The sequence below is a fragment of the Variovorax sp. J22R115 genome, from assembly GCF_030317005.1.
GTDB lineage: Bacteria > Pseudomonadota > Gammaproteobacteria > Burkholderiales > Burkholderiaceae_C > Variovorax.
This window is the reverse complement of the sequence record NZ_JASZYM010000015.1, coordinates 43,470-69,329: the sequence shown is the minus strand read 5'-3', so window position 1 is coordinate 69,329 and position 25,860 is coordinate 43,470. Positions and strand designations below refer to the sequence as shown.

Below are 25,860 nucleotides of genomic sequence, written 5' to 3'. Positions count from 1 at the left end.
TCCTGCCTCGCTCATTGCGCGTTTCCCTTCCAGCGCCGCAGCAGCAGCGCATTGCCGACCACGCTCACGCTGCTGAACGCCATCGCCGCACCGGCGATCACCGGGCTCAGCATGCCGAAGGCCGCAAGCGGGATGCCGACCACGTTGTAGGCAAAGGCCCAGAACAGGTTCTGACGGATCTTCGCGTAGGTGCGGCGCGAGATGTCGATGGCGTCGCTCACCAGCGCGGGGTCGCCGCGCATGAGCGTGATGCCGGCCGCGTGCATCGCGACGTCCGTGCCGGTGGACATCGCGATGCCGACGTCGGCCGCGGCCAATGCCGGTGCGTCGTTGATGCCGTCTCCCACCATCGCGACGCGTTCTCCGTCGGACTTCAGCTGCGCGATGATCGTCGCCTTGTCCTCGGGCAGCACCTCGGAGCGGACCGTATCGATCTTCAGGGCGCGTGCCACCGCCTCTGCGCTGCCGCGGTTGTCGCCGGACACGAGCGCCGTCCGGATGCCTTGCGCATGCAGCTGGCGGATGGCCGCCGCGGCGCTGGCCTTGGGCGTGTCGCCGAACGCCAGCAGGCCGATGAGGGTGGGGCGATCGGTCACGTCCGCCAGCCACGAGACGGTGCGGCCCTCCGACTGCAACTGCGTGGCGCGCGCATCGAGCTTGCCGAGCGGCACCGCGAGTTCGCGCATGAAGCGCGTGCTGCCCAGGCGCAGTTCGCGCCCATCGACGCTGGCCGACATGCCGCGCCCGGCCACGGCTCGCACGCCGCCCGCGCGCGGGATCTCGACGTTCGCCTTCTTCGCCGCCGCGAGGACGGCACGGGCCAGCGGATGCTCGCTGCCCGCCTGGATTGCCGCGCTGGCCCGCAGCAGCGCGGCGGTGTCGTCGTCCATCGCCTCGAACGCCACCAGCTCCGGGCGGCCTTCGGTCAGCGTGCCCGTCTTGTCGAAAGCGACGATCTTCACGCTGTGCGCGACCTCGAGTGCCTCCGCATCCTTGATCAGAACGCCATGGCGCGCGGCGACGCCGGTGCCGGCCATGATTGCGGTCGGCGTGGCGAGGCCCAGCGCGCAGGGGCACGCGATCACGAGCACGGCGACGGCATTCAGGATCGCCGTTTCCCAGTTGCCCGCGACGAGTCCCCAACCCAGGAAAGTCAGCAGTGCAATGCCGATGACCACCGGCACGAACACATTGCTCACGCGATCGACCAGGCGCTGGATCGGTGCCTTCTTTGCCTGCGCGGATTCAACCAGCCTCACGATGCGCGCCAGCGTCGATTCCGCGCCCACGGCAGTCGTGCGAACCACGAGCAGGCCCTGGCCGTTGACCGACCCGCCCGTTACCGCATCGGTTACCTGCTTGGCGACGGGGAGGCTCTCGCCGGTGATGAGCGATTCGTCGACTTCGCTGGCGCCCTCGACCACGGCGCCATCGACGGGCAGGCGTTCGCCGGGCCGGATGACGACGAGGTCGTCGATCCTGACCTGCGCCAGCGCCACGTCCTGGTCGATGCCGTTGCGGCGAACGCGCGCGCGCTCGGGCCGCAATGCATTCAATGCGCGGATGGCTTCGGTGGTCTGCCGCTTGGCCCGGGTTTCGAGCCACTTGCCCAGCAGCACCAGCGTGATGACCACCGCCGAGGCCTCGAAGTACAGGTGCGGCATGCCGCCGTGGCCGGCGTGCGTGAGGAGCAGGTAGACGCTGAGGCCGTAGGCGGCCGTCGTGCCGAGGGCCACGAGCAGGTCCATGTTGCCGGCACGGGCCTTCAGGGCCTTCCAGCCCGAGCGATAGAAGCGCGCGCCCAGCCAGAACTGCACGGGCGTGGCCAGTGCCAGTTGAAGCCAGCCGTCGATCATCCATTCCTTGCCGAAGAGAAGCCCGAGCATGGGCAGCACCAGCGGTGCCGAGAGAATCGCGGCCGCGATGACAGGCCATGCATCGTTCCGGCGGCGCGGTCGTGCGACCGGCGCTCCGGCCGATGACGCGGTCTGTTCTTCCGGAGCGTCTTCGCCCACGCTGTAGCCGGCCTTCTCGATGGCGGCGCGCAACGTGCCGAGCGAGACCGAGCCATCGGTCTGCACGCTGGCCGCCTCGGTGGCGAGGTTGACGCTGGCCTCCGTGACGCCGGGAATGCCGGCCAACGACCGTTCGACCCGCGCCACGCACGACGCGCAGGTCATGCCTTCGATCGGAAGCGACCATTCCTTCAGGTCGCGCGAACCGGGCGAGAGCGCCAGGCTGCTGTTCATTCGGTATCTCCTGTCCTTCAAGCCATATTTGCGGCGGATGCAGGAAGTATCAACCTTGACATCATGGGAGGGTCAAGCCGCTGCTTGATCTCTGCCTTTCGATCTATCTCGACGGAAACTAGTAATTTGGTGTTACCTCCGTTATGCTTTTCGCACAACTTCTCAAAGAACCATAGGAGGAACTATGGGCGCAAGCGAGATCGAGAGAATGGCGACCTTGACGCCGGACTGCCGCCTGTGGGTGGACGATCCGGCGGGCTTCACCACGCACAAGGTGGGCCGGCTTCACCACAACTATCACGAGCATCCGCTGTTCCAGCTGCCCGAACTCGAGGCCCTGGCCAAGGAACTCGCTCCGATGAAGCAGTGCCGCTTCGTCCGCCCCGGCATCACGCAGGCCTCGGGATTCGCGCACGATAGCCAGCACCCGGACGGGCGCAGCATTGAGGAGGTCTTCCGGCGCATCGAAGAACCCGGCTCCTGGCTTGCGCTCTACAACGTCGAGGCCATTCCGCGCTACCGGGAACTGCTCGAAAACATCCTGGACAACGTGCGCGGGACCATCGAGCGCGAGCAGCCGGACATCTTCATGGTGACGGGGTTCATCTTCATTTCCGCGCCGCCCTCGGTGACGCCGTTTCACATCGACCGCGAGAACAATTTCTGGCTGCAGTTGCGCGGACGCAAGGTGATGAATGTCTGGGACCACACCGACCGGGTGGTGGTGCCCGCCGACGCGGTAGAGGACTTCATCGTCACGCACTCGCTGCGCAAGGTGCGCCTGAAGGAAGCGTTCAAGGCGCGCAGCCATGAGTTCGAGACGCGTCCGGGCGACGGTGTGTACTTCCCGAGCACCTCGCCGCACATGACGCGGTCCGACCCCGACTGGACGGTGCCTGGGGATCGCGTGGCGATCTCGATCGGCGTGAACTTCTACACCTCCGTCACGCGCAGGGTGGCGCGCGTGTACCAACTCAACCGGGTGCTGCGCCGCTGCGGCCTGTCGCCGGCGGCTCCCGGTGAATCGCTCTCGGCGGACGCCTTCAAGGCGCCGGTCGGCGAGTTCATCGGCGCGGCGCGCTCTTCGCTGGCCCGGCTGATCGGGCCCTTGCGACGCATGCAGCGCGCAGGGACCGCACCTCCGGGTTCTTACTGAGTAAGGGGCTAGCGGCGCAGCATGTCGCGCGGCGTGACCGGCGGCGCATCGTTGCCCCAGGAGCCGCGGACATAGGTCAGCACGGCGGCGACATCGGTGTCGTCCAGCACGTAGCGGAAGGGCGGCATGCCATAGGGGCGGGGGTTGCCTCCGGTGGAAGGGAGGAAGCCGCCGTGCCGCACGATCTGGATCAGATTGACCGCCGAGTCCATGAGCACGGCGCGATTGCCCGCGAGCGGCGGGTAGGCACCCTCGGCCCCCTGGCCCTGGTCGCCGTGGCAATAGGCGCACCGCTGGTCGAAGATCTTCGCGCCGCGCTCCATCACGCGCACGTCACGGCGTGACGTCGTCGACGTGGCAGCCGGGGCTGCGGATGCAGTGTTGGGCAAGCTCTTCAGATAGACGCCCATCGCACGCAGGTCGGCCTCGTCCAGATGCTGCGTGCTGCCGAACACCACATCTGCCATCGGGCCCATGACCGCGCCGCGCGCCGAGCGGCCGTTCTTGAGCAGTTCCGCCACGTCCTTTGGATCCCAGTCGGCGACGCCGGCCTCGCGCTTGGAGGTCAACGAAGGCGCATACCAGTTCTCGACCGCAATGAGCCCGCCCGAAAGCCCCAGCTTTTCCTGCGTGGCACCGAGCACGTTGCGCGTACCGTGGCAGGCAATGCAGTGCCCGAGGCCGTCGATGAGGTAGGCGCCGCGGTTCCATTCGGCGGGCTTGGCCGGATCGGCGACGTAGGTGCCCGGCTTGAAAGAGAGCGCTCGCCAGACGGCCAGCGCCGGCTGGGTGTCGTAGGGGAAGCGCAGCTTGTGCGCGAGATTCGGCGTGGGCGCGGGCGGGATGCTCTGGAGGTAGGCAAAGATCGCGTCCGAATCCTCGCGCGTCACGCGCGTGAAGTTCGGGTACGGAAAGGCGGGGTAGAGCAGCCGCCCGTCCTTCGATCGCCCGTTGTGCATGGCGCGCCAGAAGTGCGCCGACGTCCAGCCGCCGATGCCGGCGTTCGGGTCGGGCGTGAGGTTGCTGGCGAAGATCGTGCCGAAGGGGGTCTCGATGCCCACACCGCCCGCATAGGGCGCACCACCGCGCGCCGTGTGGCAGCCCGCGCAATTGCCGGCGAGCGCGAGGTAGCGGCCGCGTTCGATCTGGGCCGGCGTGGGGTTGAACGCAACGGGCGGGTCCGGCAGTTTGTCTTCGCCGCGCATATTGAGCGCGACGATCGCCAGGCCCGCCAGCACCGCCAGGGAGGCAAGAAAAGTCAGCAGATAGAGCAGGCGTCGCATGGCGGGATCAGGGGGTGTTCAGCGCGCTGCACGCCATCGGCACCGGGCTGGGGGCGTGGGCCGCGGGCTTGGGATTCGCGGGCACGGGCTGCAGCACCAGCCAGCTCGTCACGGCATTGATGTCGGCCGTCGTGAGCTTGCGGCCCACCTGCGCCATGCAGTCGGGTTCGAGCGCATGGCGGTCATTGGTGACCCAGGCGCCGAGTTGCGACGACAGATAGAGGCGCGGCAGGCCGAGCAGCCCCGGAATGCCGGGCAACACGCCGGTCAGCGCCTGTCCGTGGCATTGTGCGCAGGACGGAATGCCGCGCGCCGGGTCGCCGTCGAACACCAGTGCCTTGCCACGCGCGAGCATCTGAGGCGTTGCATCGGTGGTGGTGGGCGGGCGCGGATAGGGCAGGTCGATGCCGCCGAAGTAGTCCGCGATTTCGCGCAGGTACGCGTCTGACAGGTGCTGCACCATGTGGGTCATGTCGGAGTTGAAGCGGCGGCCATCGCGATAGCTCAGCAACTGGTTGAAGAGATAGGCCGCAGGCTTGCCCGACAACCGCGGAAAGTAGGCCGCCTCCGTGCTCGAGCCTTCGCGGCCGTGACACGCGATGCAGGCGGCCACGCGCTGCTCGATGGTGTCTGGAACTCGCCCTGGTGGTGGCGCGGCATGGCTGGGCTGCCACATGCAGGCGGCGAGCGCGGTGGCGCCCAGGACGCTATGCAGAAGGGACTGCAACTGGCGTGGGATGTTCATGCGAGGCTCATTGGTTTTCGTGACTGTCTACCATTGCTCTGCAAAAGAACAGTCTCAGTGTCGCGCCAATCGACAGGATCAGTTGTAGGCGGCAGACGCTACAGTGCCGCATGCACAAGCAATTCGTCATGATGTCCGGATGGCAGCGGCTCCTTTGCGCTGCCATCGTCGGCATCCTGGCGGGCCTCGGCCTGAGTCTGACGGGCCTCGCTCCGGCGCCTTGCGGGCTTCTCGGTTGGTGCACCGGGGCAGCGGTGTACCTGGTACCCGCATGGTGGCTGGCCGAGACCTCGGACGCCGACCGCACTCGATCGCGAGCCCAGTCGATGGATCCGCCCAGGGCGTGGCTACTCGTCGTCATGCTGGTCGCGGTCTCCGTGAGCATGGCGGTGATCCTGACATTGCTGAGGAAGGTGCCGACCTTGCACGGAATGGAGCGCATCGGCCTCATCACGCTCGGACTGGCCGCGCTGGCGAGCTCGTGGCTGATGATTCACACGATCTACGCCTTTCACTATGCGCACCGCTACTACCAAGCGGAAATCGATCCGGGGGAGCACGGCCCCGGCCTGGACTTTCCGGGCAAGCTGGACCCGGACTACTTCGACTTCCTGTACTACTCCTTCGTGGTCGGCATGACCTCGCAGGTGTCGGACGTACAGGTCACCTCGCGCGACATGCGGCGCATCACGCTCGTGCACGGCGTGGTGTCTTTCGCCTTCAACATGCTGGTGTTGGCGCTGTCGATCAACGTGGTCGCCACGCTGATCCAGAATTCGGCGAACGAGGACTCCGTTTCCTCAACTGCCGCGGCGACCCAGCTTGACAAGCCCGGTCGATAGCGCGACACCGCAGACGATCACCACCGCGCAGATCAGCATCCATTGCGTGATCTCCTCGCCGAGAAACACGGCGCCGTAGAACAGCGCGAACACCGGCACCAGGAAGGTGACCGTCAGCGCGCGCGCCGGCCCCGCGGCCTCGATCAGCCGGAAGAACAGGATGTAGGCCAGCCCCGTGCAGGCCGTGCCCACGGCGATGAGCGCGAGCCACGCGTGCAGGCTCGGCATCTGCGCCGGCCAGAGCCAGAAGGCCGGCACGGCGAGGGCGAGGGTGGCGCCGATCTGGCTGCCCGTCGCGGTTGCCAATGCGGGAACGCCGACAAGATGCTTGCGCGTCAGGCTGGCCGAAAACGCATAGCAGATGCACGCGGCGAGACAGGAGGCGATGGCCCAGCGCGCCGCGCCTTCGTCCGCGCCCGAATGAAAGCCCGCGCTGCGCCCCGCGAGCATCGCCACGCCGGCAAAGCCGATCACCAGACCGAGGATGCGCGAGCGATCAGGACGGTCGCCGAACCACGCCCATGCGACCAGTGCGCCGAACATCGGCACCGTGGCATTGATCACCGCCGCAAGACCGCTGTTGATGGTCAGCAGTGCGAACGCGAAGAAAGCAAAGGGCAGGCCGGAGTTGAGCACGCCGATGCCGAGCGCAGGTTTCCAGTGCTGCTTGAAGCTGGACCATTGTCCGCGCACGAGAAGCAGGGGAAACAGGAACAGCATCGCGATCCCCACGCGCACGGCCGCTGTCGGGAGTGCGCCGAACTCCGCGGCGCCGATCCGCATGAACAGGAAGGACGCGCCCCATAGCGCGCCAAGCAGCACGAGGTCTACCAGCCATCGGCGGCTCGCGGGCTGGGCGGTCTTTGCCTTCGGCATCGGCCCCGCCGGCTTGGGCGCGCTGACGCTCACCGTGCATTCGCCTTCGCTCACAGTGCGCCTTCCAGTTCGAGCAGTGCGGTCTTGCGATCGAGCCCGCCCGCATAGCCGGTGAGCGAACCGTCGGAGCCCAGCACGCGGTGGCAAGGCACGATCACGCTGATCGGGTTGCGGCCCACGGCCGCACCCACGGCGCGCACGGCTGCCGGGTTGCCGACACCCGCGCTGAGTGCGCCATAGCTGGTCGTCCGGCCCGCCGGGATGGCGAGCAGCGCCTGCCATACCGATTGCTGGAAGGCCGTGCCGTGGGAGAGGTCCAGGGTCAGGTCGAAGTGCTTGCGGCGACCGGCGAAGTAGTCAACGAGCTGCGAGGCCGCTTCCAGAAGCACCGGATGGCTGGCATCCGCCTGCCAGCCGGTCATGTCGGGCCAGTGGCGTTGCTGGTCGAACCACGCGCCGGCCAAGCCCTTGTCGGTCGCGGCCAGAGTAATGCCGCCGAGCGAGGTCTCGATGTGGGTGCTGTAGATGATGGCGTTCTTGAATTTCATGGCAGTCAGGCTGTGACGCTGGAAGATGTCGTCGGTGAAGCGGTCGCTGCGTCGACCGTGTGGGTGTTCAGTGGTGCGGGGCTGTGCCAGGCGCGCAGCACGGCATAGCCGCGCCATGGCCGCCAGGCGAGCGAGGCCTCCGCCGCCGCCCGGGCCGTCGTGACGCCGAGTGCCTTTTGCAGCGCCACGTCGCCGGCCGGAAAGGCATCGGGCCATCGGAGGGCGCGCATTGCGATGTATTGCGCCGTCCAATCGCCGATCCCGGGCAGCGCCTGCAGCGCGGCGAGGGTGGCGGGCACATCCGCGCCGGCGTGCAGCGCCAGGCGGCCGTCGATCACTTCGCGTGCCACCGCGAGCAGGGCCGCCTGCCGCTGGCGCACGATGCCGAGCTGGCCGAGCGCATCGCCGCTCGCGCCGGCGATGGCGGCGGGCGTCGGGAACAAGCGGTCGAGTCCCTCGATTGGCGTGGCAATCGGCTCGCCGAAAGCCTGCACCAACCGGGTGCCCAGCGTGCGGGCTGCCGCGACGGTGATCTGCTGGCCGAGCACGGCACGCACCGCGAGTTCGAAGCCGTCGACCGTGCCCGGCACGCGCAAGCCATCGCCGAACGGAAAGCTCGCATGCAGTGCGCTGTTGATGGCCATCGGCTCGGCGTCGAGATCGAGCATGGCGCGCACCCGGCTGATCACGGTCGGCAGCACGGCGGCGAGCGAATCGCCGACGCGCAGCAGGACCTGCTCGCGCTGCGGATCGAAGCGCAGCTGCAGCCAGCCTTCGAGCGTGCGCCCGCCTTGCGTCACGCGAAGCGTGCGGGCGAACTGCCGTGCGCCGCCCGGACGGTCGCTGTCGCTCAGCGCCTCGACGCCGCGAAGCCCCCGCCGCGCAAAGAAGTCCAGCATGGCATCGCTGTCGTAGGGCGGGCGGAAACCCAGCCGCACGGTGACCGACGCATCTTCGCGCTCACCGGCCGTCGCGCCTGCACGGCGCAGTGCACTGGGGTTGAGGCCGTAGTGCGAGAGGAAGGCGGCGTTGAAACGCCGGACGCTCGCAAACCCGCTGGCCAGCGCCACCTGAGTCATCGGCAGCCGCGTGTCGGCGATCAGTTGCTTGGCCGCCAGCAGGCGGCGCGTCTGCAGGTATTGCAGGGGCGACACGCCGAACTGAGTCTCGAAGATGCGGCGCAGATGTCGGTCACTGACGCCCAGCCGGGCGGCGATGCGGGCCGCACCGGGACCGTCTTCCGCCCAGGCATCGGGTTCGTCGATCAGGCGCGCGGCTTGCAAGGCAAGAATGCGTGATGCGTCTTCGGTCGACCAACTGGCGGCGCGGGGCGCCAGTTCGGGGCGGCAGCGCAGGCAAGGGCGGAATCCGGCCGCCTCGGCCTGTGCAGCGTGGCGGAAAAAGCAGCAGTTCTCGCGCCGCGGCAGCTTGACGCGGCAGACCGGACGGCAGTAGACGCCCGTCGAGGTCACGCCGGTGAAGAACGAGCCGTCGAAACGTGCGTCATGGGCTTTCATGGCCAGGTAGCAGGCGTCGCTCTCGAGTCCGGCGGTAGAGGCTGGGGTGGGGGACATGAAAGGATGATACGGCTGGCTACGGGCAGGAGTAGCCATTTCCGGACATCTGGCCCAGGAGGGCCATGCCTACAATGGTCCTCATTTTCTTGAACTTTCAGGGGTAGATTTCATGCAACTCAGCGCATCGATCTTCAAGGCCTACGATATCCGCGGCGTGGTGCCCACCACGCTGGACGCGGAAGTCGCCGAGGCACTCGGCAAGGCCTTCGGCAGCGCCGCGCGCGCGGCCGGGGAGAAGTCGGTGGCAGTGGGGCGCGATGGGCGGCTTTCGGGCCCGGCGCTGGTCGAGGCGCTGATCAAGGGACTGGTCGCCACCGGGATCGACGTGATCGACGTCGGTGCGGTCACGACGCCGATGCTCTATTTCGCGGCCCACACGCTGGCCACGAGCGGCATCCAGGTCACCGGCAGCCACAACCCGAAGGACTACAACGGCTTCAAGATGGTGCTGGCCGGCCGCGCGATCTACGGCGAAGAGATCCAGGGCCTGCGCAAGGTGATTGAAGCCGACAGCGCCAAGCTGGCCCCCGGTGGCAGCGTTCGCAAGGTCGACGTGACTGAGGCCTACACGCAGCGCATCGTCGGCGACATCAAGCTCGCGCGCCCGCTCAGGATCGTGGTCGATTCGGGCAACGGCATTGCCGGCGCATCGGCTCCGGCCATCCTGCGCGCGATCGGCTGCGAAGTCACTGAACTCTTCAGCGAGGTGGATGGCAACTTTCCCAATCACCACCCCGATCCGAGCAAGCCCGAGAACCTCAAGGATCTGATCGCCGCATTGCAGGCGGGTGACGCCGAACTCGGTCTCGCCTTCGACGGCGACGGCGACCGGCTGGGCATCGTCACCAAGAATGGCAACAACATCTACCCGGACCGCCAGATGATGCTGTTCGCGCAGGACGTGCTGTCGCGCGTGCCGGGCGGCACCATCGTCTACGACGTGAAGTGCTCGCAACGTCTGGGCCCGGCCATCGAGGCGGCCGGCGGCAAGCCGCTGATCTTCAAGACGGGTCACTCGCTGATCAAGGCCAAGATGAAGGAGATCGATTCACCCCTCGGCGGCGAGATGAGCGGCCACATCTTCTTCAAGGAACGCTGGTTCGGGTTCGACGACGGCACTTATGCCGGGTGCCGCCTGCTCGAGATCCTGAGCAAGAGCCCGAATGCCAGCGATGTGCTCAATGCGTTGCCGACCAGCTTCTCGACCCCCGAACTCAACGTCAAGTGCGCCGAGGGCGAGCCGCACACGGTCGTCGACCAGCTCGTCAGCACCGCGAAGTTCGATGCGCCGGCCAAGGTGTCGACCATCGACGGCGTGCGGGTCGACTGGCCCGATGGCTTCGGGCTGATCCGTGCATCGAACACCACGCCGGTGCTGGTGCTGCGCTTCGAAGGCCAGACCGAGGCCGCGCTTCATCGCATCGAAGGCGAGATGCTTGCGCTGCTCAGGAGCGCCAAGCCGGACGCCACCCTCGCCGAAGCCGCCCACTGATTCCCTGAGCGTGCGTTCGTTGCTGCTGCGCCTCTACGGCGCTTTCACCACCCTGGCCCAGCCGCTGGTCCGCCGCAAGCTCAGGCGGCGCGCAGTGGCCGAACCCGGCTATGCGCATGCGGTCGAGGAGCGCTTCGGCCACTACGACGATGCGGTCAACGGTACCGGCTGGTGCTGGATCCACGCCGTTTCGCTCGGCGAGGCGCGTGCTGCCGGCATCCTGATCGAAGAGTTGCGCCGCCAGTACCCCGATATCCCGATCCTGCTCACCAACGGCACGGCCACGGGTCGCGAAGAGGGCGCCAAACTGCTCCAGCCCGGCGATCTGCAGGTGTGGCAGCCGTGGGACGCGCCCGAACCCGTGGCGCGCTTTCTCGATCGCTTTCGTCCCCGCATCGGCGTGTTGATGGAAACCGAGGTCTGGCCCGAGATGACGGCCGCCTGCGCCGAACGCGGCATTCCGCTGGTGCTGGCCAATGCTCGGCTGAACGAGAACTCGTTGGCCGGCGCCGAGCGCCTCGGCTGGCTCGCGCGACCTGCGTACTCGTCGCTCGCGGCCGTGTGGGCGCAGACCGAGGCCGATTCGCACCGGCTGGTCTCGCTCGGCGCCAAGGTCGCCGGTGTCTTCGGCAATCTCAAATTCGATGCCACGCCGGATGCGCGCCAGCTGGCGACAGCGGCCAGGCTCCGCGGCCAGCTGCCGCGCCCGGTCGTCGTCTTCGCAAGCTCGCGCGACGGCGAGGAGCAGCAATTGCTCGACGTGCTGAAGCGTTTCGGCGCGCTGGCTCCGGTGCCGCCCACGCAGGAGGCGATCCAGTCGATTGCGAAGCGCGTGCACGACGTGCAATGGATGATCGTCCCTCGCCATCCCCAGCGCTTCGACGAGGTCGCCGCGCTGGTCGAGGCCAACGGCTTCGCCGTCGCGCGCCGCAGCGCCGCCGGCGCACCGACCGAAGCCGAGATCTGGCTCGGCGATTCGCTCGGCGAGATGGCCCTCTACTACGGCCTGGCCGATGCCGCGCTTCTGGGCGGCAGCTTCGAACCCCTCGGTGGCCAGAACCTGATCGAGGCGGCTGCCTGCGGCTGCCCGGTGATCATGGGCCCTTCCACCTTCAACTTCGCCGAAGCCGCAGAACTCTCGCTGGCCGCCGGTGCCTCGCTGCGCGTCCCCGACATGGAGCACGCGGTTACCGCAGCCCTCAAGCTCGTCGAGAAAACCGAGCGCCGCGAAGCCATGGCCCAGGCCGCACTCGCTTTCGCATCCATGAACCGCGGCGCCGCCGAGCGCACTGCTGCGGCCCTGCTGGCGATCGCGGAACACGCCTCCCCAGCGGCCGAGGAACGCCCCGAACCCCACCTCGAATAGGGCGAAGTTCCAAGGCCGGCGCAGCCAGGCCCATGCCAGAAACACCGCGGATCCGGCTTTGCCGGTCCGCCGGTGTTGCCCCCGGCAGGGGGTAGGCGTAGCGACACGAAGTGCGCGAAGCCTGGGGGCGAGCACCGCTCACCAAGCGTATTTCATGCCCCCCCGAACTGTCCACGCCTGGTAGGACTGATTGCCCCATTGCCACCCCAGGTCGCCCCAGCCCGCCCAGCCCGGTCTGATGTCGACGCTGACGCCGGCCTTCAACTCATAGCGATTGCCCGGGTACAGGTCGCGCACCGAATACGGGTTGACCACGATTTCCGCGCCAGCGTTGTCGTACCACCAGTTGAATGCGGCATACGGGCGAACGCGCCAGCCCGAATCCTGGGTCCAGACACTGCGCAGCCTCACACCCAGCCTCGACGCGAACGCGCCGTGGGCACCTTCGACGCTGGTTCCGGCGGGATCGACGGCCGTGTACGGACTGGACGAACGGTTGCGGAAATAGATGATCTGGCCCTGCGGCTCGACCACCCAGTTGCTGGTCTCGCCCAGTCGCATGGCATAGCCGGTTTCGGCCGACAGCATGCCGACCTGCGAGTCGTAACTCGCGCCGTTCGGCAAGCCTGGCTGGATCTGGTTGTTGAACTTGGAGTACTGCCCCCACACGTCCGCATACCAGCCGAGCCGGGTGCGATCGTTCTGGTACCAGGTGCCGTACATGCCGACCCCGCTGCCCGACGTGTCGCCGCGAGCCAGGAACGGCGTGCCGAGGGCTTGGGCATCCGTGCGCGCGCCGGCATAGCCGGCCATGGCGCCCAGATGAAGACGGTCGGTGCCACCGAACAGCGAAAACTTCGCGACGTCCCCGCCGCCCTGCATCATCCATGCGTTGCTGCTCGTATCGAGGCCGCCGCCACGAAACCAGACAGTGCGCGGGTTGTCCGGCGAGGAATCTCCCAAACGATCCTGAAGGCTGTGCACGAACAGAAGGCTGGACAGGCGTTGATCGCCCAGGTACGCGCCGGCTTGCGGCCCGGAGATGGCGCCGAAGCTGGCGCCGGCGGGGCAGAGGCCCGTTGCGCCGACCGCCGCCGGCGTGCATTGCGCGTAAACGCCGAAATGGACCACGAAGAGGGCGGCAACGGCCGCCAATTGCGCGCCCGTTCGGACAAGACACCCGTGCGGCCTGTCGGCACGCCGGTGAAGCGAAGTGCCCGTGCCGGGCACTTGAGGAGACGCACATCGCATGGCCGAACCCTCCTTCGGACAAGCCCGGCGCTCAGGGAAGCCGGGCAACCCGAGGCCATTGTGCGCGGGTCTGCGGCAGTCGTCACTTACCGAAAGGCGGATTGCAGCGATTCGTGAATTGGTTCATGGTTCCACGATGTTGAACATGGGATCGAACTCGTCCAGCATCGAAAGCAAGGCGTGCACTTGTGACACGTCGCCGCCCACGGCCACGTCGCGCGCCTCGATGCCGCTCGCAATGGCCGCGGCAATGCCGTCCTCGTGCGCCAGCAGGCTCGCCAAGCGGTCGCGGCTCACTGCGATCGTCGCGTCGGCTGTGGCGTTCAGGCTCGATGGGCGATAGGTCAGGGCTGCATTGCCGAGCGTCAGGGTCCAGTGCTCGCCGGCGTCGACGATGTGCCAGGCGATGCTCAGGGCGTGCCCGCTGGCGCGCCCGGCCACCAGTCGGATCGCCAGGCAGTCGAGGAACATCTCCATCGGCACTGCCTTCAGCAGGTCGTAGCTCATGCTGCGGCGCTTGGCCGCGGGGACGCCCTGGCGCAACTCCCGCGCCGCCAACAGATACGCGTTGCGCCAGGTGGCTGATTCGGCGGCGAAGCCGAGTTGTTCCAGCGCCGCGGCGCACAGCACGCGCGCCGCCTGGTTGCGGGGCTGCGCGAACACGAGGTGGCTCGTGACTTCAGCCACCCAGCGATGCTCGCCGCGTTCGAAATCGGCCTGTGCCTTCTCAAGCATGGCCTCGGCACCGCCCATGTAGGCCACGTAGCGCGTGCCGGCCTCGACCGGTGGCAGCGTATGCAGCCGCGACGGGTTGCCGTCGTACCAGCCGAGGTAGTGCTGCACCACGGCCTTGACGTTGTGCACGAGCGTCCCGTAGTAGCCCTGGGCATGCGTGATGTCGACCAGCTCGGGCGGCAGGCGCAGTTCCTCCGCGATCTCCACGGCCGTCTGGCCCTTGTTCATGAGGCGCACGGTCTGGTCGTGCACGTACTTGTAGAGGTCGCGTTGCTGTGCGATGAAGCGCGTGAGCGTCTCCTGGCCCCAGGTGGGCCAGTTGTGCTGGGCGAACACGACGTCCGAATGTGGCGCGAATTCGTGCAGGGCCTCGTCGAGGTAGCGCGACCAGAGCCGCGCATCGCGCACTTGGGCGCCGCGCAGCGGACACAGGTTGTGCATGGTGTGCTGGCCCAGCTCCGCGAGATTCAGCGCGCGCAACTGCGGGAAGAAGAAGAACATCTCCGACGGCGCTTCGCTTTCCGGCGCCAGCGCGAAGACGATCTCGACACCGTCGATCACGTGGTTCTCGCGCTCCTTCTCGATGGTGCGCGTCGGCGGAATCAGGGTCACGGTGCCGTGCGGAAGGTTCTTGCCCAGGCCGCAATCGACCTGCGCACACACCCCGCGCTTGAGCGTCTGGCCGAACTGGAACTGCGAGCGGCGCGACATGGCATTGCCCGCGATCATGTTCTCGGCCACCGTGTGCCAGAGAAAACCCGCCGGCGCGATGATCGGCACGCCCTGGCGGATCGCCTCCTGCTCGTCGATCACGCCGCGCACGCCGCCGAAGTGGTCGACGTGGCTGTGGCTGTAGATCACGGCGGTGACCGGTCGGTCGCCGCGCTGCTCGCGATACAGCTTGAGCGCCGCCGCGGCGGTTTCCGCGCAGGTCAGCGGGTCGATGATGATCACGCCGCGCTCGCCCTCTACCAGCGTCATGTTCGCGAGGTCGAAGCCACGCACCTGGTAGATGCGCTCCGTTACCTCGAACAGGCCATGCGTCATGTTGCGCCGTGCCTGCGCCCACAGGCCGGGGTGGACGGTCGGCGCGGGTCGCTCGTCTTCCAGGAATTCGTAGCCCGCCATGGTCCAGACCACGCGGCCGGTCTCGTCACGGATCTCGGCGTTCGGCCACGTGGCGATGAAGCCGCGGGTCGTGGGATCGTCGTTCTCGACTTCGAAGTCGGATGTCATCAGTGTGTTGCGCATCGTCATGGGTCAGTCCAGCTTGGCTCCGGAAACTTTCACCAGCTTTTCCCAGACGGGCCAGTCGGCGTTGTAGTTCTGGCGGAATTGATCGGCGGTGGTCCCCATCGGCACCATGCCCAGCACCTCGAATCGCTTGACGAGTTCTGGCGATGCGACGGCTTGCTGCGTCGCTTGCTGAAGCCGTGCGACGACGGCCTTCGGCGTGCCCTGCGGCACCGCCAGCGCAAGCCAGCCGGACATCCTGTATTCGGGATCGGCAAAGCCGGCTTCGGCGAAGGTCGGCACGTTGGGCAGGAGCGGCATGCGCTGCTCGCCCGTGATGGCGATGGCGCGCAGCTTGCCGCCATCGAGGTAGGCCTTGGCGGACACGACGCTGCCGAAGGTGAAGCTCAGCTGCCCGCCGACGAGATCCTGCAGCATCGGTGCCTCTCCCTTGTACGCAACGTGCGTGATGCTGGCCTTCCACGACTGCGCCATGTGCGCGCAGGCAAGGTGCGGATACGAGCCCGCACCCCACGAGCCGCAGTTGCCGCCGGCGCCCGAGGCACGCATCTCGCGCTGCAGGTCGGCCACGTTCTGGACGCGCGACGTGGCGGGCACGAGCAGCATCAGCGGCGCGGTCGCGATCTGCGTGACCAGGCCCAGCTCCTTGCGCGGGTCGTAGGGGAGCTTTTCGTAGAGGAACTGGTTGGTCAGCAGCGACTGCGTGAGCCCGACCATCACCGTGTAGCCGTCCGGCGCGGCCTTGGCGACCGCGTTCGTGCCGAGGATGCCGCCGGCGCCGGGTCTGTTGTCGACGATCACAGGCTGGCCGAGCTGGCGCGTCATCTGCTCCGCCAGGGAGCGCGCGACCACGTCGGTGCCGCCGCCGGCCGCGTAGGGCACCACGAGCGTCACGGCCTTGCGCGGAAAGTCGTCCGCTTGTGCAGGTCCTTGCAAAGCCAGGCCCGCCAGCAGAGCGCCGGCCAGCTGCCACGTGATTGCCGTCTTCATCGGCTGTCTCCTTCGTTGGTTGAATGCCTTTGATTCTGGGTAACACTCAAACTAATAGCCAATGCAAAATACAGCGTTAATTTTTAACTCGGGTGCAAAATTCAACTCCGCCAGCTTCGCCATCTGATCGCGCTGTCCGAGCAGGGCAGCTTCGGCCGGGCCGCCGAAGCGGTACACCTCTCGCAACCAGCCCTGTCGCGCAGCATCGAGAACCTGGAAGGGGACCTGAAGGCGCGTCTCGTCGACCGGGCCTATGGCCAGGTTCGCTTCACCGCCGCGGGCGAACTGGTGCTGGCGCGGGCACGCGAACTCATCGCCGATGCGGAGCAGGTGCAACGCGATGTGTTGCTGCTCCAGGGTCTTTCCACCGGCAGCCTTCAGGTCGGGCTCGGACCTTTCGCTGCGGGCATGCTGGGTCGGCCGGCTCTGTCGTTGATGACGCAGCGCTACCCGCAACTGGCGGTTCGCATCGAGGTGGCGGACCCGAACACCTTGAGCGAAAAGCTGCATCGACGGCAGCTCGATCTGTTTGTTGCCGACACGCGAGACCTGAAGAAGCAGCCGGGGCTGCAATTCAAGCGCCTGCCCAACGTGTCGGTGTCCTTCTTCGTGTGCGCCGATCACCCTCTGCTGAACTTGGGGGAGGTGACGCTGGACCAGGCCATGGATTACCCGGTCGCCAGCCCGAACCTGCCGCTCGGCGTGGCCGCGCATTTCGAGAAGCAGGTGAAGCGGACGGACCGCCCCGTCTTCAACGTCGTGTGCGACGACCTGGGAACGCTGCGGCATCTGGCGCTGACCGCCAATGCGGTGATCCTCGCGCCCGATTCGGTGGGCCTGAACCACGGGACCGAATCGCTGCTGCGCCTGCCGATCAAGCGGCTGATGCGCATGCAGACGCACTACAGCATCGTGATGCTCGCGAACCGGACCATGTCGCCGGCCGCATTGGCCTTTTCAGGCCTGGTCCACGAGATGATGGATCCGGCTAGCGCGAAGGCGGCACGACGATCACCGGCGGCGGCGGCGGCACGGGCATCGTCGGCGGCTGCGGATTGAAGGGCGGTGTCGTCACGGGCGGAACCACGAAGACCGGATTGGCGGGCACCGGCACCGGGCTTTGCGTGGCCGCCGAAGGCTGAGTGGGCGAAGCCGCGCTGTCGACGCTCGCACGGCCGTTGGTGGCCAGCGTGTTGTTGATGTTGGTGAGGTCGTCCGCAGTCAGCGTGCCGTTGGCCTGGCGCAGCTTGAGGTTGCCCACCAGCACGTTGTAGCGTGCCACCGCGAGGTCGCGCTTGGTCTGGAAGAGCTGGCTCTGCGAGTTGAGCACGTCGATGTTGATGCGCACGCCGACCTGGTAGCCCAGCCGGTTGGCGTCCAATGCGCTCTGACTGGAGGCCTCGGCGGCTTCGAGCGCCTTGACCTGTCCTGCGCCCGAGATGAGCCCCAGGTAGGCCGTGCGCGTGGCCTGGGAGACGCTGCGGCGCGTCGATTCGAGGATCTGGCGCTGCTGCTCCTCGAGTGCCAGCGTTTCCTTGACGCGGTTCTCGGTCGCGAAGCCCGCGAACAGCGGCAGGTTGAACACCACGCCGATGCTTGCGGCCCGCACGTTCACACGGCCGGTGCTGGTGCTGGTGCTGGTGCCCTGGGGGTTGTTCGTGGCGTTGTAGCCGAGCTGCGCGTCGAGCGTGGGCTTGTGGCCGGCCTGGGCCTTGTCCACTTCGAGCTTGGCCACCTCGAGGCCGAGCTTCGCCTGCGTGAGGGCGGGGTGTACGTCTTCGGCCTGTTGCACCCAGGCGTTCATGTCGGCCGGCACCGTGGGCAGCACCACGGGCGCGGCCAAGGGCGTCGGATTCGCGCCGGGGCGGCCGACCAATTGGTCGAGCGCGATCTTCCGGACCTGCAGGTCGTTCTCGGCCGTGATCTCCTGGGCGATCACGAGGTCGTAGCGCGCCTGCGCTTCGCGCGAATCGGTGATGGTCGTCGTGCCGACCTCGAAATTGCGCTTGGCCGAGGCGAGCTGTTCGGCCACCGCGATCTTCTGCGCACGCACCAGCGCGAGGCTGTCCTGCGCCGAGAGCACGTCGAAGTAGGCCTGGCTCACGCGCACGACCAGGTCCTGCTCGGCGATGGTGAGCGTGGCCTGGGCAATATCGACCTGGCGCTTGCTCTGCTCGTAGACCGCCCAGTTCGCAGGCCTGTACAGGGGCTGCGTCGCATTGATGCCGGCGGACTGGTTCGGAAAGCCACGATTGACGGTCAGGTTGTCGGTCGACAGTTCCTGCTGGGTGGCTGCAGCGTTGGCCGACAGCCCCACCGACGGCAGGATGCCCGCCTTGGCCTGCGCCGCGCGAGCCAGGCTCGCGTCGTACTGCGCGCGTGCGCCCTGGTAGGTGGCGTCGTAGCCGCGCGCCGAGTCATACAGTTCGATCAGGCTCTGGCCGTGAGCCGGCAGTGCAATCGCCGCTGCGAACACGGTCGCGAGCGCTGCCGAAAGGGGAAGAGGCCTGGGAACGGGCATGAAACGTCCTTGAAGAAAGCAGTAGCTAGGTCAGAAGGCTTCGCCTACAAGACAGCGAAATCCAGAAACACCGCGGATCTGGCTCCGCCAGGCCGCCGGTGTTGCCCCCGGCAGGGGGTGGGCGGCCACGCGAAGTGGGCAAGCCTGGGGGCGAGCATCAGTATCTGGGGACGGAAGGGTCGTGCTGGGCGGACCAGGCATCGATGCCGCCCGCGATGTTCGCCACCTCGTCGAACCCGTTCTGGGCAAGGAAGGCGGCCACGCGCTGGCTGCGTGCACCGTGATGGCAGAGGCAGGCGATGCGCTGATGGGTGTCGAGTTCGGCGACACGGGCCGGAATCTCGTTCATCGGGATGGTCGCCAGCGTGAAGCCCTGGGGCACCACGCACGCGGTCTGCAGTTCCCAGGGCTCGCGCACATCGAGGACCACCGGCGTTGCGCCCGGGTTCCGGGAGAACCAGTCGGCCAACTCGGCCGGGCGGATTTGATCGATCATGAAATGGTACGGATCAGAAGTTGAAGCGCGAAGGCGCTGGGAAGTTGAGCAAGCGCGGTGCCACGATGTCCCAGGGCTGCACCGTGTCCCACTTGCCTTCGCTGCTGCGGGTGACGAAGTGGGCGCGCATCATCGGTTCGTCGCCGACGATGGCCGCCAGACGGCCGCCCAGCTTGAGCGAGCCCAGCAGACCCTGGGGAATGCGTGCGACCGAGCCGCTCAGAACGATGACGTCGAAGGTCGGCCCGCTGGGCAGCGGCTGGGATCCATCGGCGTTGCGCACTTCGACGTTCATCACGCCATTGCGGCGAAGGGTCTCGGCGGCGCTCGCGGCCAACGCCGGGTCGATTTCGAGCGTCAGCACCTGCGCTGCGCGGTGCGCGAGCAGTGCGGCCATGAAGCCGGAGCCGGTGCCGATCTCGAGCACCGATTCGTGCTTCTGGACGTGCAGGTCCTGCAGCATCCGCGCTTCCACCTTGGGCGAAAGCATGCATTGGCCGGGTTCCTTCGGGGTGGCCGCGCCTTCCAGCGGAATCTCCATGTCGAAGAAGGCCAGCGCGCGGTGGGCCGGGGGCACGTAGTCCTCACGGCGAATGTTGTTGAGGAGGTCGAGGATCTCGAGGTCGAGCACATCCCAGGGGCGGATCTGCTGTTCGATCATGTTGAAGCGCAGGCGCTCCAGGGTGGGAGTGGGGTTCATGTGATTCTTCCTAGTGGGACTCAGGACAAACCTTCAATTTTAGGCGCCGGTTCCGTGGGCTCTGCGGTGGCGGCCGATGCCGGCGCGCGGTTCCAGCGGCGTCGGGCCCAGTTCGCCAGGTCGTCCATGTAGCAATAAACGACCGGCACCACCACCAGCGTCAGCAGCGACGAGGTGATCACGCCGCCGATCACGGCTTGGCCCATGGGCGCGCGCTGCTCAGACCCTTCGGTGATCGCGAAGGCCAGCGGCACCATGCCGAAGATCATCGCCAGCGTCGTCATGAGGATGGGCCGCAGCCGCACGCGCGCTGCGAGCAGGAGCGCCTCGGCGCGCGGCAGGCCCGGCACCACGCTGCCGTCGGCCGCCACGCCCGGCTCGCGCGAACGGATCGCGAAATCCACCAGCAGGATGGCGTTCTTGGTGACAAGCCCCATCAGCATGACCACGCCGATGATCGAGAACATCGACAGCGTCGAGCCGAACACCAGCAGCGCCAGCACCACGCCGATCAACGTCAACGGCAGCGCCGTCATGAGCGCCAGCGGCTGCAGAAAGCTCTTGAACTGGCTGGCCAGAATCATGTAGATGAAGATGATCGCCAGCGCCAATGCGGACACCGCATAGCCGAAGGATTCCTGCATGTTCTTGGTCGAGCCGCTGAACTGCCAGCCATAGCCCGGCGGGAACGCGATGCCCGCCAGCGCCTTGCGGATGTCGGCCGAGACTTCGCCCGCCGAGCGGCCATCGACGTTGGCGTTGATGCTGACCTCGCGTGCAAGTGCACGGCGGTTGATCTGGTTGGGCCCGGTGGATTCGCGCACTTCGGCCACCTGCGACAGCCGCACGATGCGGCTCGATCCGTCCGCATTGGCACCTACCGCCGTGCTGACGAAGGGCAGGCGAGCCAGGTCGGCCGGCGAGTTGCGCACTTCGGGCGAGAGCCGCACGTTGACGTCGTAGGTCTGATCGTCGGGCGCGCGCCAGTTGCCGACCGTGGTGCCGGCCACCAGCGTGCGCAGGGCCGTCGCGATGGGCGTCACGCCCAGGCCGAGATCCGATGCCGCATCACGCCGAACGACGATGCTCACCGTGGGTTTGTTCGGCTTCTGGCTCGAATCGAGATCGACGAGACCGGGGATCGGGCGGATCGCCTCCATCACCTTCGCCGTGAGCCGCTCGAGCTCCTTCAGGTCGGGGCCTTGCAGAGAGAACTCGATGGGCTTGTTGCCGCCCACGGAGTCGCGCAGGCCGACGTGCGTGACGGTAATGCCCGGCACTGAACGCAGCCGCTCGCGCAGCACCGTCGACATCTGGTCGACGCTGCGGCTGCGCGCCTTGCGGTCGACCAGCCGCACGTAGATGCTCGCGTAGATCTTGCCCTGCGCATCGCCGGTGTTGATGGTGGTGAGCGTGTAGCGCACCTCCGGCATCTCGCGCAGCACGGTCTCGACCTGCCGGGCCTTGGCTTCGGTGACCTCGAGCGAGGAGCCCACCGGCGTGTAGAAGCTGATGGCCGTTTCGGAATAATCCGCCTTGGGCACGAACTCCGTACCGAGCAGCGGCACCATGAAGACGCTCGCGATGAAGATGCCCAGTGCCGCCGCCAGGGTTGCCAGCTTGTGCACCAGCGCCCAGCGCAGGATGGACTGGTAACCCTCGGCCAGACGCTCGGTCGCATCGTCGAACCAGCCGGTCACGCGCCCGATGGTCTTGTCGTAGAAGGTAACGGGCGCCTCGCGCTTGCCGTGCTTGTCGATGGCTGGGTCGTGCCAGATGCTGGAGAGCATCGGGTCGAGCGTGAAACTCACGAACATCGAGATCAGCACGGCGGCCACGATCGTGATGCCGAACTCGTGGAAGAACTTGCCGATGATGCCTTCCATGAAACCGATCGGCAGGAACACCGCGACGATCGACAGCGTGGTCGCGAGCACCGCGAGCCCGATCTCCTGCGTGCCGTCGAGCGACGCCTGGTAGGGGCCCTTGCCCATCTGCACGTGGCGGACGATGTTCTCGCGCACCACGATCGCGTCGTCGATCAACAGGCCCACGCACAGCGACAGCGCCATCAGCGTGATCATGTTGATCGTGAAGCCGAACATCGCCATGAACCAGAAGGTGCCGATCAGCGCGATCGGCAACGTGAGGCCGGTGATGACGGTGGAGCGCCACGAGTTCAGGAACAGGAAGACGATCAGCACCGTGAGCAGCGCGCCTTCGATCAGCGTGCGGCGCACGTTCTCGACCGCCACGCGGATCGGCCGCGAGGCGTCGGCGATGGGTTCGAGGCGCACGCCGGGCGGCAGTTGCGGCTTGATCTCGGCGATCGCCTTCGTGAGGCCGTCGACCACCTGGATGGTGTTCTCGTCCTGCGCCTTCTGCACCGACAGCAGCAGCGTGCGCTGGCCGTTGTAGAGGGCGAGGCTGTCGAGTTCCTGGGCACCGTCGCTCACCGTCGCGACCTGGTCGACGCGAATCGGCGCTCCGCCCTTGCGCGTGACGATGATCCGGCCGAAGTCCTCGGGCCGTTCCATGCGCGCGTCGATCTGCACCACGCGGTCCTGTTCGAGCGAGCGCACCGAGCCGACCGGCAGCGCCTGGTTTTCGCTGCGCACCGCCTCGACCACCTGGCTCGCGCTCACGCCGAAGGCCTCCATGGCCTGCGGGTTCAGGTAGATGTTGATCTCGCGCTTTGTGCCACCCACCAGCGTGACGGAGCCGACGCCGCGCACGTTTTCGAGCCGCTTCTTCAGCACTTGGTCGGCCCAGTTGGTGAGTTCGACGGCACTCGGCTGCCTGTCCTTGTCGCCCTCCGGCAGCACGGCAACCGACCAGACCGCACGCGAAGCCGGGTCGAAGCGCAGCACGCGCGGCTCCTTGACTTCGTCGCGAAACAGCGGCCGCACGGCAGCGACCTTCTCGCGCACGTCGTCGGCGGCCTTGCGGCCGTCCACGTAGAGCTGGAATTCGATGATGACGACCGACTGGCCCTCGTAGCTGCGCGAGGTGAGGGCGTTGATGCCGGCGATCGAGTTGACGCCTTCCTCGATCTTCTTGGTCACCTCGCTCTCGACGATCTCGGGCGAGGCGCCGGGGTATTCGGTGATGACCACCACGACCGGGAAGTCGATGTTCGGAAACTGGTCGACCTGCAGCCGCTGGTACGAGAACATGCCGAGCACGACCAGCGCGAGCATCAGCATCGTCGCGAAGACGGGATTCTTGAGACTGACGCGGGTGAACCACATGGCGATGCGTCGCTCAGGGCGCGGTGCGAGCGGCAGGCGCTGCGACCGGCGCCAGGCGCACGACCGTGCCGTCGCGCAGCGGACCGACGGTGCCGGTCACGGCGACCGCGCCTTCATCGAGGCCGCGGACCGCGATCATCGTCTGGCCGTCGACCTGGCCGCGCAGGCCGGTCTCGACCTGGCGGTGGGCGATGCGTCCCTCGATCACCAACTGGACGTAGGGCACGGGCTTGTCGGTGCGCACTGCCGACAAGGGCAGGGCGAGCGTCTCGGTACGGCCCACGTCGATGCTGCCCTGCGCGAACAGGCCTTGGCGGAAGCCCGTGCTGCGGTCCAGCTTCAGATAGACCAGCACGCTGCGGCTGCCCGCCTGGGCGCTCGGATTGACGCGAACCACGGTGGCGCCGACGCTGCGTTCGCCACTCTTCGGGTCGACCGCGTTGCTGCCTTCGATCTGCAAGGTCGCCCGCTGGCCCACGCGCACCGCCACCGAGTCGGCGGCGGCAACGGTGGCCTCGACCTCTATGCGGCTCAGATCCACGACTTCGATCACCTTGGTATCGATGCCGACGCGCTCGCCCGATTGCGCGAACCGCTGCGACACCTGCCCGGTGATGGGGCTCCTGAGCACCGTGTCGTCGAGCGACTTGCGCGCCATCTCGACCGCGGCCAGTGCGGCGCGGTGGGTCGACAGGGCCGAGTTGAGATTCGACTGCGAGGTCTCCAGCGCGGTCCTGGAGATGAAGCCCTGGTCGACCAGCGCTTTGTTGTTGTCGAATGTGCGTTGGGCCACCTCGGCCTGCGCGCGGGCGGAATCGGCCTGCTCCTGCGCCTGGCGCACGCGCGACTGGTATTCGATTGGATCGATGCGCGCGATGACCTGTCCGGCGGTGACGTTGTCGCCCTCGCGCACCGTGAGGCCGATCAGTTCGCCCGCGACACGGGCCTTGACCTGCGCCGAGTCCACCGCCTTGAGCGTGCCGGACACCGACAGCGTCTCGGCCAACTCGCGCCGCTTGACTCGCACCACGTCGGCGGATGAAAGCTCCACCACTGTCTCCGCGACCGTGCCGCCGGCCGCGACGGCGGCCTGATGCGCCTTGCGCGCACCCACGGCGCGGAGCACCCCGCCGATGACGAGGATCAGGACCAGGGCCGCGATGACCCACTTCAATGTTCTTTTCATTCAGACGCTCTCGGCGGCACGCAGAGTCCGTGAAGCACGGTCTCCGTCTGGATCGCCAGGTATTTCTCGGGGTCGATTTCCGTTTCGCCATCGACGCAGATGGCTGCCGCATGCTTGATGAGCATTAGGAAGATCATCGGCGCGATGACGGTGTAGATCGCGTGGTCGACGTCGATCGGCGCGAACTCGCCGCGATCGACACCGCGTTGCAGGATGCGCCGCAGCAGTTCATGCCCCGGCCGCACCACCTCGCGCCGATAGAACTCGGCCAGCTCGGGGAAGTTCCGCCCCTCGCTCATCATCAGCTTGGTCAAGCCGGATGCCTTGGTGGAACCGACTCTCTCCCACCACACGCGCATGCAATAGCGCAGCATGTCGGAGGTGCTGCCTTCGTACTCGTCGAATTCCTTGTTCCACTCGGTGAAGCGACCGGCGAGGTTCTCGTTGACCACGGCCTTGAACAGTTCTTCCTTGCTCGGGAAATAGAGGAAGAGGGTGCCCTTGGAGACACCGGCCCGGGCGGCCACTTCTTCGGAGCGGGTCGCGGCGAAGCCCTTTTCGACGAAGAGATCCAGCGCCGCTTCCAGCAACTCGCCCGGACGGGCTTCCTTGCGACGCTCCCGCTTGGTTCGCACGGAGCAAAGCTTGTCGCTGAGGAATCGGGGGGCGGGCATGGCGGTTAATGACTGGCGGGTTAGTAATGTAGTGAGCGGCCGGGATCGCGTCAAGCCGTGACAATGCAAGGTTCGCCCATTTCAATGACGGAGTTCACATGTCGACGCCATCACCGCAAACCGAAACCATCGTGCTGGGCGGCGGCTGCTTCTGGTGCACCGAGGCGGTGTTCGACCGGGTGCAGGGTGTGGTGGATGTCGAATCCGGCTACAGCAACGGACAGGTGATGAATCCGAGCTACGAGCAGGTCTGCACCGGGCGCACGGGGCATGCGGAAGTCGTCAAGGTGGAATTCGACCCGACACAGATCACGCTGCGCGAGATCCTGGAGATCTTCTTCGTCGTGCACGACCCGACCACGCTCAACCGCCAGGGCAACGACGTCGGCACGCAGTACCGCAGCGGCATCTACTACGGCAACGACGAGCAGAAGCGCGTGGTGGAAGAGGTCATCCGCGAGATCGGCGACAGCAAGACCTACCGGTCGCCGATCGTCACGGAGGTCAAGCCGCTCGACAACTACTCGACGGCAGAGGCCTACCACCAGGACTACTTCCTGAACAACCCCAACCAGGGCTATTGCGCCTTCGTGGTCGGGCCCAAGGTCGAGAAGTTCCAGAAGACTTTTGCGGCACGCGTCAAATCCTGAGGGGCCCGAGGCCCGGTA

Annotated in this window: 21 protein-coding genes and 1 pseudogene; 7 read left to right on the top strand and 15 right to left on the bottom strand. The window is 67.0% G+C overall.

All coding sequences use genetic code 11. From position 1 onward, the window contains the following. Positions 1-11: 11 nt before the first annotated feature. The gene (locus tag QTI04_RS25160; protein ID WP_286617942.1) at positions 12-2,249 is read right to left on the bottom strand and encodes a cation-translocating P-type ATPase; all 2,238 of its coding nucleotides are present in this window, start codon (positions 2,247-2,249) and stop codon (positions 12-14) included. A 184-nt stretch (positions 2,250-2,433) separates the two neighbouring features. On the opposite strand from QTI04_RS25160, the gene QTI04_RS25155 reads away from it, so the two are divergent. Further along, positions 2,434-3,405, top strand: a complete 972-nt coding sequence (locus tag QTI04_RS25155) for a cupin domain-containing protein (protein WP_286617941.1) — start codon at positions 2,434-2,436, stop codon at positions 3,403-3,405. A gap of 8 nt (positions 3,406-3,413) precedes the next feature. Here the strand turns inward: QTI04_RS25155 and QTI04_RS25150 are convergent, their stop codons facing one another. Beyond that, positions 3,414-4,688: a cytochrome c gene (locus QTI04_RS25150; protein ID WP_286617940.1), complete on the bottom strand. Its 1,275-nt coding sequence runs from the start codon at positions 4,686-4,688 to the stop codon at positions 3,414-3,416. A 7-nt stretch (positions 4,689-4,695) separates the two neighbouring features. Beyond that, complete coding sequence (locus QTI04_RS25145; protein ID WP_286617939.1) at positions 4,696-5,433, bottom strand: c-type cytochrome; 738 nt, start codon at positions 5,431-5,433, stop codon at positions 4,696-4,698. 110 nt (positions 5,434-5,543) lie between these two features. Here QTI04_RS25145 and QTI04_RS25140 point away from each other — a divergent pair, with 110 nt between their 5' ends. Then, positions 5,544-6,275 (top strand): DUF1345 domain-containing protein, encoded by a 732-nt coding sequence (locus tag QTI04_RS25140; RefSeq protein ID WP_286604225.1) that lies wholly within the window; start codon positions 5,544-5,546, stop codon positions 6,273-6,275. Here the strand turns inward: QTI04_RS25140 and QTI04_RS25135 are convergent. The 3 genes from QTI04_RS25135 to QTI04_RS25125 are packed head-to-tail and all read right to left on the bottom strand — an operon-like array spanning position 6,234 to position 9,273. Beyond that, complete coding sequence (locus QTI04_RS25135) at positions 6,234-7,151, bottom strand: DMT family transporter (protein WP_286604326.1); 918 nt, start codon at positions 7,149-7,151, stop codon at positions 6,234-6,236. The genes QTI04_RS25140 and QTI04_RS25135 overlap by 42 nt on opposite strands. Before the next feature lie 50 nt (positions 7,152-7,201). Next, positions 7,202-7,699: a methylated-DNA--[protein]-cysteine S-methyltransferase gene (locus QTI04_RS25130; protein WP_286617938.1), complete on the bottom strand. Its 498-nt coding sequence runs from the start codon at positions 7,697-7,699 to the stop codon at positions 7,202-7,204. Positions 7,700-7,704: 5 nt separating this feature from the next. After that, a complete protein-coding gene (locus QTI04_RS25125; RefSeq protein ID WP_286617937.1) occupies positions 7,705-9,273 on the bottom strand; it encodes a DNA-3-methyladenine glycosylase 2 family protein in 1,569 nt (522 codons plus the stop codon). A 112-nt stretch (positions 9,274-9,385) separates the two neighbouring features. Here QTI04_RS25125 and QTI04_RS25120 point away from each other — a divergent pair, with 112 nt between their 5' ends. Together QTI04_RS25120 and QTI04_RS25115 are read left to right on the top strand one after the other, a co-directional pair. Beyond that, positions 9,386-10,768 carry a phosphomannomutase/phosphoglucomutase gene (locus QTI04_RS25120; RefSeq protein WP_286617936.1) on the top strand — a complete coding sequence of 461 codons (1,383 nt, stop codon included), beginning with the start codon at positions 9,386-9,388 and terminating at the stop codon, positions 10,766-10,768. 10 nt (positions 10,769-10,778) lie between these two features. Continuing rightward, a complete protein-coding gene (locus tag QTI04_RS25115) occupies positions 10,779-12,134 on the top strand; it encodes a 3-deoxy-D-manno-octulosonic acid transferase (protein WP_286617935.1) in 1,356 nt (451 codons plus the stop codon). Positions 12,135-12,272: 138 nt separating this feature from the next. Here the strand turns inward: QTI04_RS25115 and QTI04_RS25110 are convergent, their stop codons facing one another. The 3 genes from QTI04_RS25110 to QTI04_RS25100 form a co-directional block, all read right to left on the bottom strand. Next, positions 12,273-13,289 carry an autotransporter outer membrane beta-barrel domain-containing protein gene (locus tag QTI04_RS25110; protein ID WP_286617934.1) on the bottom strand — a complete coding sequence of 339 codons (1,017 nt, stop codon included), beginning with the start codon at positions 13,287-13,289 and terminating at the stop codon, positions 12,273-12,275. A 219-nt stretch (positions 13,290-13,508) separates the two neighbouring features. Then, on the bottom strand, positions 13,509-15,377 hold the full coding sequence (locus QTI04_RS25105) for an alkyl/aryl-sulfatase (RefSeq protein ID WP_286617933.1): 1,869 nt from the start codon (positions 15,375-15,377) through the stop codon (positions 13,509-13,511). 3 nt (positions 15,378-15,380) lie between these two features. Further along, positions 15,381-16,364: a tripartite tricarboxylate transporter substrate binding protein gene (locus tag QTI04_RS25100; RefSeq protein WP_286617932.1), complete on the bottom strand. Its 984-nt coding sequence runs from the start codon at positions 16,362-16,364 to the stop codon at positions 15,381-15,383. 99 nt (positions 16,365-16,463) lie between these two features. On the opposite strand from QTI04_RS25100, the pseudogene QTI04_RS25095 reads away from it, so the two are divergent. Together QTI04_RS25095 and QTI04_RS25090 are read left to right on the top strand one after the other, a co-directional pair. Continuing rightward, positions 16,464-16,589, top strand: a pseudogene (locus QTI04_RS25095) (LysR family transcriptional regulator); the annotation flags it as partial. A gap of 105 nt (positions 16,590-16,694) precedes the next feature. After that, positions 16,695-17,423 carry a substrate-binding domain-containing protein gene (locus tag QTI04_RS25090; protein ID WP_286604234.1) on the top strand — a complete coding sequence of 243 codons (729 nt, stop codon included), beginning with the start codon at positions 16,695-16,697 and terminating at the stop codon, positions 17,421-17,423. Here QTI04_RS25090 and QTI04_RS25085 read toward each other — a convergent pair. The 6 genes from QTI04_RS25085 to QTI04_RS25060 form a co-directional block, all read right to left on the bottom strand. Then, positions 17,353-18,885, bottom strand: coding sequence for a TolC family outer membrane protein (locus QTI04_RS25085; RefSeq protein WP_286617931.1), 1,533 nt, complete (start codon positions 18,883-18,885; stop codon positions 17,353-17,355). The two genes, QTI04_RS25090 and QTI04_RS25085, sit on opposite strands and share 71 nt — an antisense overlap. A gap of 157 nt (positions 18,886-19,042) precedes the next feature. After that, the gene (locus QTI04_RS25080; protein ID WP_286604236.1) at positions 19,043-19,381 is read right to left on the bottom strand and encodes a rhodanese-like domain-containing protein; all 339 of its coding nucleotides are present in this window, start codon (positions 19,379-19,381) and stop codon (positions 19,043-19,045) included. Positions 19,382-19,394: 13 nt separating this feature from the next. After that, positions 19,395-20,081 carry a protein-L-isoaspartate O-methyltransferase gene (locus QTI04_RS25075; protein WP_286604237.1) on the bottom strand — a complete coding sequence of 229 codons (687 nt, stop codon included), beginning with the start codon at positions 20,079-20,081 and terminating at the stop codon, positions 19,395-19,397. A 20-nt stretch (positions 20,082-20,101) separates the two neighbouring features. Continuing rightward, positions 20,102-23,332, bottom strand: coding sequence for an efflux RND transporter permease subunit (locus QTI04_RS25070; RefSeq protein WP_286617930.1), 3,231 nt, complete (start codon positions 23,330-23,332; stop codon positions 20,102-20,104). 13 nt (positions 23,333-23,345) lie between these two features. Continuing rightward, positions 23,346-24,518, bottom strand: a complete 1,173-nt coding sequence (locus tag QTI04_RS25065) for an efflux RND transporter periplasmic adaptor subunit (RefSeq protein ID WP_286604239.1) — start codon at positions 24,516-24,518, stop codon at positions 23,346-23,348. Further along, positions 24,515-25,192 (bottom strand): TetR/AcrR family transcriptional regulator, encoded by a 678-nt coding sequence (locus QTI04_RS25060; protein WP_286604240.1) that lies wholly within the window; start codon positions 25,190-25,192, stop codon positions 24,515-24,517. The genes QTI04_RS25065 and QTI04_RS25060 overlap by 4 nt, the downstream gene beginning before the upstream one ends. 98 nt (positions 25,193-25,290) lie before the next feature. Between QTI04_RS25060 and msrA the strand changes: the two genes are divergently transcribed. Then, entirely contained in the window at positions 25,291-25,842 is a 552-nt protein-coding gene (gene msrA, locus QTI04_RS25055) for a peptide-methionine (S)-S-oxide reductase MsrA (protein ID WP_286604241.1), read from the top strand. The last annotated feature ends 18 nt before the right edge of the window (positions 25,843-25,860 follow it).

What these genes read in the sequence shown, in the direction of transcription:
- QTI04_RS25075 (WP_286604237.1), bottom strand. Translation starts at nt 20,081, where the DNA reads ATGAACCCCACTCCCACCCTGGAGCGCCTGCGCTTCAACATGATCGAA.
- QTI04_RS25145 (WP_286617939.1), bottom strand. Translation starts at nt 5,433, where the DNA reads ATGAACATCCCACGCCAGTTGCAGTCCCTTCTGCATAGCGTCCTGGGC.
- QTI04_RS25140 (WP_286604225.1), top strand. Translation starts at nt 5,544, where the DNA reads ATGCACAAGCAATTCGTCATGATGTCCGGATGGCAGCGGCTCCTTTGC.
- QTI04_RS25100 (WP_286617932.1), bottom strand. Translation starts at nt 16,364, where the DNA reads ATGAAGACGGCAATCACGTGGCAGCTGGCCGGCGCTCTGCTGGCGGGC.
- QTI04_RS25150 (WP_286617940.1), bottom strand. Translation starts at nt 4,688, where the DNA reads ATGCGACGCCTGCTCTATCTGCTGACTTTTCTTGCCTCCCTGGCGGTG.
- QTI04_RS25080 (WP_286604236.1), bottom strand. Translation starts at nt 19,381, where the DNA reads ATGATCGATCAAATCCGCCCGGCCGAGTTGGCCGACTGGTTCTCCCGG.
- QTI04_RS25135 (WP_286604326.1), bottom strand. Translation starts at nt 7,151, where the DNA reads ATGCCGAAGGCAAAGACCGCCCAGCCCGCGAGCCGCCGATGGCTGGTA.
- QTI04_RS25155 (WP_286617941.1), top strand. Translation starts at nt 2,434, where the DNA reads ATGGGCGCAAGCGAGATCGAGAGAATGGCGACCTTGACGCCGGACTGC.
- QTI04_RS25065 (WP_286604239.1), bottom strand. Translation starts at nt 24,518, where the DNA reads ATGAAAAGAACATTGAAGTGGGTCATCGCGGCCCTGGTCCTGATCCTC.
- QTI04_RS25125 (WP_286617937.1), bottom strand. Translation starts at nt 9,273, where the DNA reads ATGTCCCCCACCCCAGCCTCTACCGCCGGACTCGAGAGCGACGCCTGC.
- QTI04_RS25120 (WP_286617936.1), top strand. Translation starts at nt 9,386, where the DNA reads ATGCAACTCAGCGCATCGATCTTCAAGGCCTACGATATCCGCGGCGTG.
- QTI04_RS25160 (WP_286617942.1), bottom strand. Translation starts at nt 2,249, where the DNA reads ATGAACAGCAGCCTGGCGCTCTCGCCCGGTTCGCGCGACCTGAAGGAA.
- QTI04_RS25105 (WP_286617933.1), bottom strand. Translation starts at nt 15,377, where the DNA reads ATGACGATGCGCAACACACTGATGACATCCGACTTCGAAGTCGAGAAC.
- QTI04_RS25085 (WP_286617931.1), bottom strand. Translation starts at nt 18,885, where the DNA reads ATGCCCGTTCCCAGGCCTCTTCCCCTTTCGGCAGCGCTCGCGACCGTG.
- QTI04_RS25070 (WP_286617930.1), bottom strand. Translation starts at nt 23,332, where the DNA reads ATGTGGTTCACCCGCGTCAGTCTCAAGAATCCCGTCTTCGCGACGATG.
- QTI04_RS25060 (WP_286604240.1), bottom strand. Translation starts at nt 25,192, where the DNA reads ATGCCCGCCCCCCGATTCCTCAGCGACAAGCTTTGCTCCGTGCGAACC.
- QTI04_RS25130 (WP_286617938.1), bottom strand. Translation starts at nt 7,699, where the DNA reads ATGAAATTCAAGAACGCCATCATCTACAGCACCCACATCGAGACCTCG.
- msrA (WP_286604241.1), top strand. Translation starts at nt 25,291, where the DNA reads ATGTCGACGCCATCACCGCAAACCGAAACCATCGTGCTGGGCGGCGGC.